The following is a 12,172-nucleotide window of genomic DNA, read 5'->3' on the forward strand; positions in this document are numbered from 1 at the left end:
CCGCCAAATTTTTTCAGGTCCATCTCACTCCCCCCACATCGCGGATATTCGTCGGCCCGGAGCCATGTCCACCTGCACGGAGCTCTTCCACATCAAACTGCTGCTCCATGTTCATTTCCATGGCTTTGAGAGCAGGACGAACTTCCGTTTTCTGTTTTTCAAGAGCCATCTGCTCTGCGTCTCAACATTCCTGAGCCGGGCTTCCGTCCGTGACTTCCAGGCCTGTTGTCCGGCCTGCCCCTGCGCTTACGGCACGCCATCGTCAAAAAATGCCCTCACGGCGCACACGCCTTCTTCTCTGCCTTTTTCCTGAACTTCCCGTTCAACCTCTCCTCTCTGCCCCTTCCGGCGCGTTCCTCCTCTCCTCGTGCGTCATTCTTTTCCTCCCATGATATCTTTGAGCTGACCGCCGGTGATGTTTCCGGCGGCATACATGACCGGAAACGGCGTGTGCGGCAAAAAACGCCCATGCCGGAAGCCCGCATTTCCGGCATGGTTTCCTCCTTTTCTTCGCATCATCAGGCAGGAACGCCGTTTTCGCGCCGTGCTTCCGCGGCTTCCCGCCGGAAGGAGCCAAGCGGCGTTTTTGTTGTTTTATCCGGTCTTTTCCGGCAGGTTCCGAACTGTTACGACGGGGGGCTTGTTCCGGGGGCGCGTNTCCTCTCTGCCCCTTCCGGCGCGTTCCTCCTCTCCTCGTGCGTCATTCTTTTCCTCCCATGATATCTTTGAGCTGACCGCCGGTGATGTTTCCGGCGGCATACATGACCGGAAACGGCGTGTGCGGCAAAAAACGCCCATGCCGGAAGCCCGCATTTCCGGCATGGTTTCCTCCTTTTCTTCGCATCATCAGGCAGGAACGCCGTTTTCGCGCCGTGCTTCCGCGGCTTCCCGCCGGAAGGAGCCAAGCGGCGTTTTTGTTGTTTTATCCGGTCTTTTCCGGCAGGTTCCGAACTGTTACGACGGGGGGCTTGTTCCGGGGGCGCGTTTTTTCCGGGCCGGGGCGCGTTTTTTCCGGGCCGGGGTTCAGGCCGGTTGCCCGGCCTTTTCCGGCTAAAGCCCGACGCCCTTGATATTCGTCAGTTCGCTTCCCTTTTCGCCCATGGCAAGGCGCGTCTGGTCCAGTTCCTTTTCCATGTTCATTTCCATGGCCTTCAAGGCAAGACGGCCTTCCAGCTTCTGCTTCTCCAGCGCCATCCTGCTCTGCGTTTCCCAGGCCCTGCGCCGGGCTTCCGTCTGCGCCTTCTGCCGTTCCAGCTCGAACTTCTGCTGTTCCAGCTGAAGTTTCTGCTGCTCCGCCGAAGGCTGGGCAGGCGCGTTCAGCATGGCGGCCTCGGCTTTTTTCGCGTCCTCCTCTGTTCCGAAGAACCTTTCCGGCGATTCCAGACCGGCCGCTTCCGCCATTTTACGGCAGGGATAGGCAAGATGCGACAGGCGCACGGGAGAGTTCTTTCCGAGCCTGTTCATGAAGTCCTGCTGAATCTGCAGAATCTGCCGGTACGCGGCCACAAGCCTGCTCCGGTTGCCCGTGCCGAGGCCCACGGCCACGGCGATATCCATGTCCGGGTCCCACCTGCGCGGATCAAAGGCCATGAAGCGCCCCTTGAGCCTGAGCTGCACGGCCTTGTCGTGGTAGCGGTGCAGAAGGTGCAGAATATAGCGGCCGAGAGGCTTGAAAAAGGTTTCCGCATACACGCGGGCAATGAGTTCCAGGCGCTGATTCACGGCTTCTTCCATAATGCTCGCCCCTGTGGCCGTGTTCTGCAGCGCATCGGCCTGAAGGCTCTGCGTACGGCTCGACACCCCCGTGCGCCGCTCGATGAGCGCGGAACTCATCTCAAGCCCCTGCAGGGCCTCGCCGGAAGAGGTCGCCACCGGCAGGGGCGTGATGGTGGCGTCGCCCTTCACGCGGTGCACCGCCCCCACGCCGCGGGCAAGAAGGCTGTCGTATTCCACGCTGCCGCTCATGCCCTCGTTCACCACCAGCTCGCCCTGATTGCCGAGGGCCAGACTGTCCAGATACTGGCGCGTCATTTCGGTGCGCAGATCCTGCACATCGGTCACAAGGTCGGCCAGGCACAGCCCTACGGCCTGATGCGGCAACGGCACGGAACAGGCGGAAAAAAGCGGCGCACGGTACAGCGGCCATTCCTCCACCTTGAGCACGCGGCAGGCCTCCGCCTCTCCGCAGAAGGTGGCCTTCACCTTTTCCGCCATGCCGTCGCCGTTCAGGTCCATGTCGAACCATGCCTCGTAAATCCGGTACTCCCGCCTGTCGCCCCCGAAATTCCGGCCGCCCTCGTCGTTCACGGCAAGGCCTGCCCCGGTTTCCGGCATTTCGTCCCCTTCCGCCATGGGCGGCAGGCTCTCGATGAGCTCCTGGTCGTAGCCTTCCTTCCGCAGGTCGAAGGCCGTCTTCTTCTCCCAGCAGGCAATGAAGCGGGCGCTTTCCACATCCTGCGCATCGGCGGAAAGAATGACGTTTTCCGAAGGCACGGGGTCGATGCGTATGTCGCGCCGCTTCACCTTCCGGCGCAGGGAAATGTCGTAGCGCACCCCCTGCGGCGTGGCGCAGCTTTCCACGCGAGGCTCGCCCGCCGCCTCCCCTTCCGCCGAAGGATCGGCCAGAAGGGCCACGGCCTCCTGTTCCGAAAGCCCGGCGTACTGCAGAAGAAGCGTTTCCTCCCTTTCCGGGCAATGGGCGATGCACCAGCCCACGCGCTGGTACAGCCCGTCGGAAAGCACGTCGTGCACAAGGCGGAACATGTTCCGGCCGAACACCACCTGATTGACGTACAGGGTGGCATCGTCCGCCGCCTGCTCCTGCGCCGGGGTGCGCGGTTCAAAGCGGATGATTTCATCGGTGCAGAACACGCGCATGAGCCCGGGCTTGGCCCATTCCACGGTTTCCATCACCGTGCGGTCGACGTAGGTGGAAAAGCCCCTCTCCTCGCGTTCCCCGTCCACGCCGTAGCCGCAGCCCAGATACCTGCGCTTGAGCGCGGCCCGCTCCGCCGAAAGCTTCGACCCCTCGCGCCCCATGCACTGTTCCATTTCCCGCAGTATGATGCGGCGTACCCTGTCCTTTTTGTCGTCCATCAGCACACTCTCAGGTTTTTACGCGGCGGCAGTTTCTGAAACTCTCCCCGCCCCGCCGTGTTCTCCACGCCCATGGCCAGGTAGCGGAAGGCGTCGGCCCCGTGGCTTGTCCAGTCGTGCCGGGGCCTTGCGCGAAAATCCCCGGCCCTGTCGTCCCATTCGCGCTGGTAAAGGCGCAGGGCTTCCAGCCCCTGCGCGCATTTTTTCGCGTCGAAAAAACAGCGCGGCAGAAGAAGGCGCACGGCGTTGATGCCGTCGTCCACCCGCGTCATGGGCAGCACGCGGCCGTGCACGCCGAGCCTTCGCAGCGTTTCCAGCCTTGTGGTTCCGGTGCCGAGTTCCGAGGCCGCCGCATCGTGGGGAAAAAGGTGTTCGCCGTACACATAGCCCCGTTTCTGAAGCTCGCGCACATAGTGTTCCAGCCCCACGCCGGAGGCCTGATAATAGTCGATGACATGCACCTCGGAACCCACCAGCTGTGCAAACCATATGGCCGTGGAATCGGAAAAGCCGAGATCCCACGCCGTCATCACGGGGAACCCCGGCCGGTACGGCACGGAGGCGATGCGCCCCTCCCTGTCGAGCTGTTCCATGAGCCTGCCGTAATAGGCCCCGGTAACGGCCGCGGTGAAGGAACATTCGTATTCCTGTTCATATTCCGCTTCGCTCGATTCGCGCCTCGCCACGGCAAGGTCTTCTTCGGAAAGAATGCCCGTTTCCGAAGCGCGGTACATGAGCGCGGCCCACTTCTCCTCGTGGAGCCTTGCGTTCTCCCACACCTTCCACAGGGCGTTTCTGCCCTTGGGCGTACCCAGAAAGAGCGCCCTGCCGTGCGTGGCGAGCAGCATGGGCAGCACGATTTCCGACCACATGGCATAGGGCATCTGCGCCACTTCGTCGAACACCACGTCGCACAGGTTCAGCCCGCGCAGCGAGTCGGGGTTTTCCGCGCCGTAAAGGCGTATGCGCGCCCCGTTCGGAAAGTCCACGCGCAGCTCGCCCTCGTTCACCTTCGCCCCCGCGGCAAGGGCTATCCTCTTCACATAGTCCCAGGCCACATCCTTGGCCTGTCGGCAGGTGGGCGCAATATACGCCCCTCGGTAGGAGGAACCGCCCTGCGCGGCGTTGCGGCACAGCCTCGCCACGGCAAGCACCGTCTTGCCGAAACGCCTGTGGCAGATGAGCACGCCGTAGTCGCGCGTATCGAGCTTTTCCAGCGCCCTCTTCTGCCAGGGCCGCAGGCGGATCCTCACTTCCATCATCCCTCACCGAACAGAATCACTTTCACGCTCTCCGCACCCGGGAATCCGCCCCTGTTCACGGGCTTTTCCCCCAGCGTGTCGCGCACCCAGTCCGCGGCGGACTTTTCCCCTCCGGCCGCCTTCAAAATCATGGTTCTGCACACCGCCACACGCACGGAAACATCCTCAAGGGCGTTCACCTCCTCAAGGCTCATCTCCATAAGTCTTCCGAGCACGGCCGCAAAACCGCCTTCCGCATCTCCGGCATTTCCCGCAGTCTTTTTCCGCGCGGCCGCTCTCCGGCCGGGAGGGGCGGCAGAAGAAACAGCGCTCCCCTCCGCCCTGCCGGAACCTCCCGCATCTTCCGTTGCGGCAGTTTTCCCTTTCCCCTTCCGGGCAGGAGAAGACGCGGCTTCCCCCACGCCTTCCCTCCGGCGCGGCGCTTCCGGCAAAAGAGCGCGCGCTCCGCGCTCCGCGCTGTCCGGGAAAGCGCCCTCCTGCTGCCCCTGCGCCGCTTCTGCACGGCGTGCGCCCGTGCGTGCAGCCCTCCGCGGCGCCTTACGCGCCGTATTGTCCTTCGTTTCCTGCTCCATGGCCTTTCCTTCGCTTCCGGGCACGGCAAGGCTCCGGCATGTGCCCGGAACATGTGCCGCCTTCCGCAATCCATGCGGTCTTTTTCACGCTCCGCCTGCCTGAGGCCGTTCCGCATCCACGGTCAGACATTCATCCCCGCGGAAGGGGCAATGCTCCACATGCCTTTTCCGCAGTTCCGGCGGCATGGTTCTGCGTATGTCGTTGATATCGTCGGGATTCATGAGATCCACCACCGACAGGCCGAGTTTCTTCAGAAACCACAGCTTTACCGTTTCCCCGCCCAGTCCGCTCACGGCCATGGAAACCGCCACCTGCATTTCCGGCGTGACCTCCGGCACGAAAAGCGGCAGCAGCAGCGCGCAGCTTACCGCCATGGACGTGGTGAGCGCCGCGTTCAGAAACACCGTCGCCGCCCTGTCCCTGCAGGAACGCTGTTTATAGCCGCGTTTGAGCTGCCTTGCGGCAGAGGCCAGAGCCACGGCTCCGGCCATGAGCGCGAGCGGCCACGCTCCCCGTACCGCGCCGATGTATTCCGCGGCGTGCTCCGCGCCGTCCGATCCGATCTGACTCACCGCACCCCCTGACTCGTGATTTTTTTTACACTCGCCAACAGTCTATTTTTCATGTTATACACGCTAATTGCCTCTGATTTCCAACCCTCCGAGGAGAACGCATGATCGTACACGCCTGCCCCTACTGCGAGTCGGAAGATACCGGCATCATCGACATTCTGGGGAACATCTATTCCGTCGGCTGCCGCAACTGCGGCATGACCGGCCCCCATGCGGAAAGCAGGGAGGAAGCGGAAAACGCCTGGAACGGCCTCTGCCTCAAAATATGCAGCCACTGCATTTCCCGCCCCTGGGGCCGCGCCATGGCAAAACGCATCAAGGCCATGAGCGAGGAAGCGGAACGCGAAAACGGAGGCGCGTAACGCCGCCGTATCGTCCGGCAGGCGCCGCTGCGCGCCTCCGCATTCCCGGGGAGCCGGCCTCCCGGGGAGCCGGCCTCCGCGCTCCCCGCGCTTTGTCTGCCGCGGCCGCTCCGGCGGAAAAGCCGCTCCTTCAGGAACGGCGCAGCGCCGGATACCGGTTCCCCTGTTCAGCGGCCGTTCTCTCCGGTCACGCCGTATATCCACAGCGCAAGGCGGCCCGCGTCATCGCTGCTCATCCACACGCCCGCCTGCCCGTTCCGGTCCATGTTCTGCAGACTGCTCAGTACGGGCAGGGGCGGAATCTCCGCCGGGGTTGAGCTGGGCAAGGAGCACCCCTGTGCCGTCAGAAGCAGCACGGCGGCGAAAACCGGCCGCACGCTCCGCATCCAGCCTTTCCAGAAGGCGCAGCCCAGCTTCGAGCAGCGCGGCAATGAGTGCGGCCCAACCCTCCACATCACCCCTTCCTTTCCTGCGCCGCATCGTCGGCGTTCTTCGCTCGGCCCACGTTCACGGCCAGCACGTTGAGCAGCCTGTACAGCACGCGGTATGCCTTGCCGCTCTCTGCCGAGGGCGCGGGCAGAAGCGCCGCCACGGCCGCGCACACCCCCATGAGGGCAAAAACCAGCGCCGCGTATTCGCCGCATACGTCCATAATCATCTCTTCCATTCCTCTTGCTCCCTGGTGATATGAGTCCCGTCTCTACGGGCACCCCATGCGTTCGTTCCGTGCGCCAGTACGGATACGGCCATGCAGAACCGCCGCACGCGGCACGGAGCCTGCGCCGCCGTCAGCGGCTCTCCCCTGCCTGCGGAACAAAAACCTTCCTCCGCAGGCCGCGCGAACCTTTGCCGCAAGGGCGGTATGCCTTTTCTCAGAGGGCCCACCGGCCCGGGGGGAAAAAAACGCCCCATGTGCCGGAAGGGCATCCCGTCTGCCGGGGCCTTTTCCCGGAACACCTTGCGGCCCCTGCCCGGAGAGCCGACGAAGCCCTCTTCCCCTCCTTCATGGTCGGGGGACAAAAGGTTCCATGCCGCAATGCTTCACCCTGTCGCGCTCCTCGGCGCGCTTGGCGTTGTTGAACCTGTCGGTCGTACCCACAAGGTAGCCGGTAATGCGCCGTATGCGCTCAAAGGGCACGCCCCTGCCCACGCTCTCCTGTCTGTCCATGCTTTCCCCCTTTTCCCGGCCCCGCCACGGGGCCTTTCCGCCTCCTTGCGCAACGGCAAGGGACTTGAACGCAAAATCCTCAGGCCTTCCCGCCTCACGACGCCTGCCGCAACGCGCGCCAGGCGCCCTAAGCCGTCTCCACCGTCTCTTCCAGAGCATCCGCGCGGCGCAGCCAGCCGTTCAGAAACGGAGCCAGGGCGGGATTGTTCCAGGCCAGTTCGCAGTAGCGCGCACGGCGTATATGACACATGGCCGCGGCGGTTTTTCTGTCGTCGCAGCTTTTGAGCGCCGCCCAGGTAAGGGGCCCCCAGCGCCCGTCCGCCTGAAGTCCCAGCGCCTGCTGCGCCATCTTCTTCGCGTAGGAAACGCCCATGTTCACGGCCGTGTCGTACACGACCATGGCGCACAGAGGCTGTACGTTGTCGAGGGGGAACACATCCCAGAAGTTGCGGCGCAGAACGCGCGCGGCAAGGGCGGGCGTAAGGGCGCGCACGTCCTCTTCGTCGATGTCGCCGTCCCTGTCCACATCGCCCGTGTCCAGCCCCTGTTCACGCAGAAAACGAAGGGAAACGCCGTACTTCGTCGCGCCGCCCGGGTCCGAAGGATGTTTGACGAATCCGCCTTCCCAGCGCGAGGTGAAGGCGTGTGCTTTCTTGAAACCGTTCATGCCGACTCCTTTTTTCCCGGAGCCTAGCAGCCCGCCCATGCGCGGCACAGGGGAGAAAGGAGCGGCGCGCCTTTTCCCGTGCCCCGACGCCTCCCGCAGAAGGAACCCGCCTGCGAAAAAGCCGCCTTCCGGGCTTTCCCGGTCCTCTCCCGACACCAGAAAAGCCGCCTTCCGGTCCCGGCCCGACGCGGATTCCGGTATTCCGCCGTCCCCTCCGAACCGGAGCGCCCAAAGCAGAAGCGGCCTCTCCGGCGGTTCCTTCCGTCCATCTTCCCCTTCACCCGGACGGCGCCCCGCATAACCTTCAAAAACAGAAGGCGGCATATCCTCTCCGACGCCGCGCTTTCTCTGCGCTCCCCATTGTCTCCCGCGCCGTTCTTGTCTATGCTGAACACAGAAGGCGCTGTTTTCGCCGGAAAGGGAAAGGTACTTTGCCTTTCCCGCAAGCCTCCTTCCGGCAAGGAGAAGACATGCAACACCCGTTCAGCGGCGATCTGCTGCAATGGATACATACGTTTCTGTCGGTTCTGGAAACGCGCAGCATCCAGCGTTCCGCACAAAGGCTGTGCCTTTCCCCCTCCGCCGTCAGTTACCAGATCCGCAAACTGGAAACGGAACTGAACCGCACTCTTTTCGAACGCACAAGCACGGGCATGACGGCCACCCATGAAGGGATGCAGCTGAAAAACGCCGTACTGCCCATACTCGACGCTCTCGACAGGCTCAGGCAGGGGGAAAACGCCGAACGCCCTCTGGAAGGCACCATTTACCTCACCTGTCTGGACAGGCTCGCTCACGAACTGGTTTTCCACATCCTGAACTTCCGCAGGCTTCACCCCGACGTCCACTTTTCCCTGGACGCCACATCCTCCAAGCACGTTCATCAGCTCGTGGCCTCCGGCCTGGCGGATTTCGGACTCACCATCTACCGCGAAGTGCCGGGCTTCATCCAGTTCACGGAACTTCGGCGCAGTTCCGCCTTTCTCTACACGCCGAAGGGCAACCCCTACAAGCTTCCTCCCCGACCGGACTGGAAGAGCATCTGCGCCCTGCCCTTCATCGCCCTCACCCTCGACGGCTACGTCAACCCCATTCTGGCCACCACGCCCGACCTGCCCCAACCGGAAAACGTGGTCATCGCCATCAACAACTTCATTCTTGCCCTGCAACTGGTCCGGCAGGGAGTAGGCGCGTGCATCGCTCCTCCGCTCACGCCGCTGGAATCGGCGGATGACTACACCATCTTCAATATCGACCATATCTTCGCCATCGGCACCCTCGGCATACTCAGCCGCAGGAAAAAGCTCCTTTCCTCTCCGGCGCGCGCCTTTTTCGACTATCTGCGCCTCGTCTACCCCGAGCAGCCGCAGGAACATGCGCCCGCCTCCTGACCTCCCGCGCCCCTTCCTCTGAAAGCATCCCGGGGAAGGGGCGCCTCCATGCCCTCCTCATCCTCAGGGCGGCGCCTTCGCGCAGCCTTTCTCCCCGCAACCGGGGGCTTTCCCTTTCTTCCGGTTTCCGTTTCTCCGGGAACCTCTCCCCCTTCTCTGCGGTCGCTCCGCATGGCCGCTCTCCTGCGGCCCATGCTTTTCCATCCCTCCGGCCAAAAACAGGCGCCTTTACCGCAACTTCCTCCTTTCACAGACTTTTCATTCCGTGTGCAATTATATTGCATACCGCCGTACAAAAATAATCTTTTGACAATATCCTTCATTACGGTGTTCTCTAATCATAGAGGAGAAGTCTTCTTCAGCACGCCTTACAACAACATTCATGTTGATATAACGTCTTTATCAAAAAATGACGGGTCTTGTTTTACGGTGCGTTTTCCAACGTCACACGTCCACCTCTTTCTTTCAGGAGGCGCATATGCAAGGATTCAACAAGGCAAGGCGGTTCATGACCATGCTGCTGGCAGGCATAGGGCTGACCACGGTCTGCTTCTCCCCGGCTGCGGGCTTCGAGTACAAGTCGGAAAAACATCTGAGCAAAGCCGCAGTGTTTGCCAAAAACGGCATGGTGGCCTCTGCGCATCCTCTCGCCTCCCGCGTGGGCGTGCAGATTCTGGAACAGGGCGGCAACGCCTTTGATGCGGCCGTGGCCACGGCTCTGACCCTGAGCGCTGTGGACATGGCCATGTGCGGCCCCGGCGGCGCCAGCTTCTGGCTTCTGTGGAACGCCAAGGAAGGCAGGCTCTACGCGCTCGATGCCGATACCCAGGCTCCGGCGGCGGCCACTCCCGACAAGTTTGCCGACCGTTCCGAGCTGCTCTCCGGTCTGAAGGCCATGGGCATTCCCGGCAACATGATGGCCTACTGCACCGTGCTGGAAAAGTTCGGCACCATGCCCTTCGGCAAGGTGGCCGAGCCTGCCATCCGCTATCTTGAGGAAGGTTTCGTACTCAGTCAGCGCCAGAGTCACAACTACAAGACGCAGGCGGCGCAGGCGCCCATGATGTATCCCAACCTTGCCCGTGTGTTCGCCCCCGAAGGGGAATGGCCCGACGCCGGCACCCTGATGAAGAACCCGGAACTTGCCGCCACCTACCGCACCATCGCCAAGGAAGGCGTGGACGCGTTCTACAAGGGTTCCATAGCGGACGAAATGATCCGCTACATGAAGGAGAACGGCGGTCTGTGGACCAGGGAAGACCTGGCCAACTACAAGGTTCTGTGGGTGGAACCGCTGCACATGAAGTACAAGGACCTCGACGTCTACGGTATGCCGCCGCCCTCCAGCTCCGTAACGTGGATGGAAGCGCTCAAGATCGCCGAAGGTTTCGACTGGTCGAAGATAGCGGACAACAGTCTCGAATACCTGCATCTCATGGTGGAAATCGAGCGCCTCGCCCATGCGGACTCCTACGAGTTCGTGGCTGACCCGAAGTTCGTGGAAAGCCAGGCCAAGAATCTCCTTTCCGACAACTACGCGGCGGCCCAGCGCCTGCGCATCGACAGAACCAAGGCGGCCCCCGGCAAGGTACAGCCCGGCAAGCCCGCGGAATGGAGCAGGAAGGTTCCCGCGAGCGCGGCCCTGCCCGGCAGCCTCGCCTCCGAGCCCGTATCCCTTGCGGAAAGTACCCGCAACATGGCCTACCGCGGCAACACCAACCATGTGGTGGTCGTGGACAAGGACGGCAACTGCGTCAGCTTCACCCATACTCTCGGCCAGTTCTTCGGCGGCCAGGACATTCTCGGCAACACCGGCGTCATCGGCAACAACGGCATGGACTGGTTCGACCTTGCCGACAACCCCTGGACGGAAAAGCCCAGCAATCTTGTGGTGGCTCCCGGCAAGCGCAACCGCTGGACGCTCTCTCCCGGCATGTTCTTCCAGAACGGCAAGCCCCGCATTCTGGTGGGCGGCTCCGGAGCGGAATCCACCATGCCCGGCATCTTCCAGGTCATGATCCGTATGCTGGAATACGGTCTCAACCCTCAGGCCGCCATTTCCGCGCCGCGTTTCCTGTACGGCGACATGTACCACTATTCCGCCGGAACGCGCCTGGCCATCGAACCGGAACTGCGCGATCTCTGGGAAAAGGACATGGTGCGCATGGGTCACGATTCCGTGCCCGGCTCGCAGATCTGGCGCATGAGTTCCGGCAACGTATGGGTCATTGAAATCGACCCCGCCACCGGAACGTACGCCGGCGGCGCCGAAATACGCGGCGACGGCCATGTAGACGCCTACTGACGCACCGCGTCACCCGTGAAGCCGCCCCGTCGGCTCTGCAAAACGGCCTTTTTCCTCTCCACGACGAAGCCCTCCCCGGCCGGGGTCCGCTCCGGCCCGGGGAAAGGCCCTCCGCAAGGGGGAAGTCCCTTTCCCAACATGCAACCAAAGGAGATACCATGCGTCATCTTTTCCGTTCCGCCGTCTGTGCTCTCGGCCTGATCGCCCTGTCCGTCGTCGGCGCCCATGCCGCCGATTTCCCCAGGATACAGACCCCGGCCCTGTTCACCTCCCTGGGGCAGAGCCCCGATGCCAAGACTCTTTCCGTACTGGCCGGGCGGGCCAAGCTTGCCGGTGAATACAAGCCGCTGGCGGGCGTCGAGGACGTGGCCGCCGCCAAGACCGTGTTCGTCACCGTAGGCACCAGCCTCAAGGGCTTCGGTTCCGCAGGCGTGAACCTCGATACGGAAAAGAAGCGCTGCCATGATCTCGTCAAGGCTGCGAAGGACAGCGGCGCGTACCTCATTCTCGTCCATATCGGCGGCGAAGGCCGGCGCGACGCCATGACCAATCAGCTTCTGGAAGAACTCGCCCCCAGCGCGGACGCCTTCCTGGTGTACGAAGCGGGCAACAGCGACGGCTTCTTCACCAAGGCTGCGGGTGAAAGGCCCATCATCCTGGTTCCCAAGGCCATAGAAATCGCCAAGGTTCTCGGCAACCTCGCCGCAGGCAGCTGAACCTCCTCAAAAGGGCGGGGTTCAGGCACCCCTGCAGCAGAGCCCCGTCCTTCCTTCCGC

The 12,172-nt window shown here is 62.8% G+C and carries 13 protein-coding genes; 4 read left to right on the forward strand and 9 right to left on the reverse strand.

From position 1 onward, the window contains the following. Window positions 1–13 precede the first annotated feature (13 nt). The 5 genes from CZ345_RS16890 to CZ345_RS09315 all read right to left on the reverse strand — a co-directional run bounded on the left by CZ345_RS16890 (window position 14) and on the right by CZ345_RS09315 (window position 5,503). On the reverse strand, window positions 14–169 hold the full coding sequence (locus CZ345_RS16890; RefSeq protein ID WP_154674808.1) for a hypothetical protein: 156 nt from the start codon (window positions 167–169) through the stop codon (window positions 14–16). An 881-nt stretch (window positions 170–1,050) separates the two neighbouring features. Then, entirely contained in the window at window positions 1,051–3,096 is a 2,046-nt protein-coding gene (locus tag CZ345_RS09300; protein ID WP_077072849.1) for a portal protein, read from the reverse strand. After that, window positions 3,096–4,355, reverse strand: a complete 1,260-nt coding sequence (locus CZ345_RS09305; RefSeq protein WP_204224249.1) for a terminase large subunit domain-containing protein — start codon at window positions 4,353–4,355, stop codon at window positions 3,096–3,098. Before CZ345_RS09305 ends, CZ345_RS09300 begins: the two co-directional genes overlap by 1 nt. Next, window positions 4,355–4,558: a hypothetical protein gene (locus CZ345_RS16635; RefSeq protein ID WP_144277304.1), complete on the reverse strand. Its 204-nt coding sequence runs from the start codon at window positions 4,556–4,558 to the stop codon at window positions 4,355–4,357. Before CZ345_RS16635 ends, CZ345_RS09305 begins: the two co-directional genes overlap by 1 nt. A gap of 456 nt (window positions 4,559–5,014) precedes the next feature. Continuing rightward, on the reverse strand, window positions 5,015–5,503 hold the full coding sequence (locus tag CZ345_RS09315; protein ID WP_077072852.1) for a hypothetical protein: 489 nt from the start codon (window positions 5,501–5,503) through the stop codon (window positions 5,015–5,017). A 101-nt stretch (window positions 5,504–5,604) separates the two neighbouring features. Between CZ345_RS09315 and CZ345_RS09320 the strand changes: the two genes are divergently transcribed. Beyond that, window positions 5,605–5,865, forward strand: coding sequence for a Lar family restriction alleviation protein (locus CZ345_RS09320; RefSeq protein WP_077072853.1), 261 nt, complete (start codon window positions 5,605–5,607; stop codon window positions 5,863–5,865). Window positions 5,866–6,087: 222 nt separating this feature from the next. Here the strand turns inward: CZ345_RS09320 and CZ345_RS09325 are convergent, their stop codons facing one another. From CZ345_RS09325 to CZ345_RS17065, 4 genes are all read right to left on the reverse strand, one after another. Beyond that, complete coding sequence (locus CZ345_RS09325) at window positions 6,088–6,318, reverse strand: hypothetical protein (RefSeq protein WP_144277305.1); 231 nt, start codon at window positions 6,316–6,318, stop codon at window positions 6,088–6,090. 1 nt (window position 6,319) lies between these two features. Then, complete coding sequence (locus tag CZ345_RS09330; RefSeq protein ID WP_077072855.1) at window positions 6,320–6,532, reverse strand: hypothetical protein; 213 nt, start codon at window positions 6,530–6,532, stop codon at window positions 6,320–6,322. 336 nt (window positions 6,533–6,868) lie between these two features. Next, a complete protein-coding gene (gene nrdD, locus CZ345_RS16640; protein WP_077072856.1) occupies window positions 6,869–7,033 on the reverse strand; it encodes an anaerobic ribonucleoside-triphosphate reductase in 165 nt (54 codons plus the stop codon). A gap of 127 nt (window positions 7,034–7,160) precedes the next feature. Next, a complete protein-coding gene (locus CZ345_RS17065; protein WP_162274958.1) occupies window positions 7,161–7,700 on the reverse strand; it encodes a glycoside hydrolase family 108 protein in 540 nt (179 codons plus the stop codon). Window positions 7,701–8,170: 470 nt separating this feature from the next. On the opposite strand from CZ345_RS17065, the gene CZ345_RS09345 reads away from it, so the two are divergent. The 3 genes from CZ345_RS09345 to CZ345_RS09355 all read left to right on the forward strand — a co-directional run bounded on the left by CZ345_RS09345 (window position 8,171) and on the right by CZ345_RS09355 (window position 12,112). Further along, a complete protein-coding gene (locus CZ345_RS09345; protein ID WP_077072858.1) occupies window positions 8,171–9,091 on the forward strand; it encodes a LysR family transcriptional regulator in 921 nt (306 codons plus the stop codon). A 478-nt stretch (window positions 9,092–9,569) separates the two neighbouring features. After that, a complete protein-coding gene (gene ggt, locus CZ345_RS09350; protein ID WP_077072859.1) occupies window positions 9,570–11,396 on the forward strand; it encodes a gamma-glutamyltransferase in 1,827 nt (608 codons plus the stop codon). A 158-nt stretch (window positions 11,397–11,554) separates the two neighbouring features. Continuing rightward, complete coding sequence (locus tag CZ345_RS09355; protein ID WP_077072860.1) at window positions 11,555–12,112, forward strand: DUF6305 family protein; 558 nt, start codon at window positions 11,555–11,557, stop codon at window positions 12,110–12,112. Window positions 12,113–12,172: the final 60 nt, after the last annotated feature.

Origin of the sequence: Mailhella massiliensis (assembly GCF_900155525.1) — a bacterium.
In the GTDB taxonomy this organism is placed as follows: Bacteria; Desulfobacterota; Desulfovibrionia; order Desulfovibrionales; family Desulfovibrionaceae; genus Mailhella; species Mailhella massiliensis.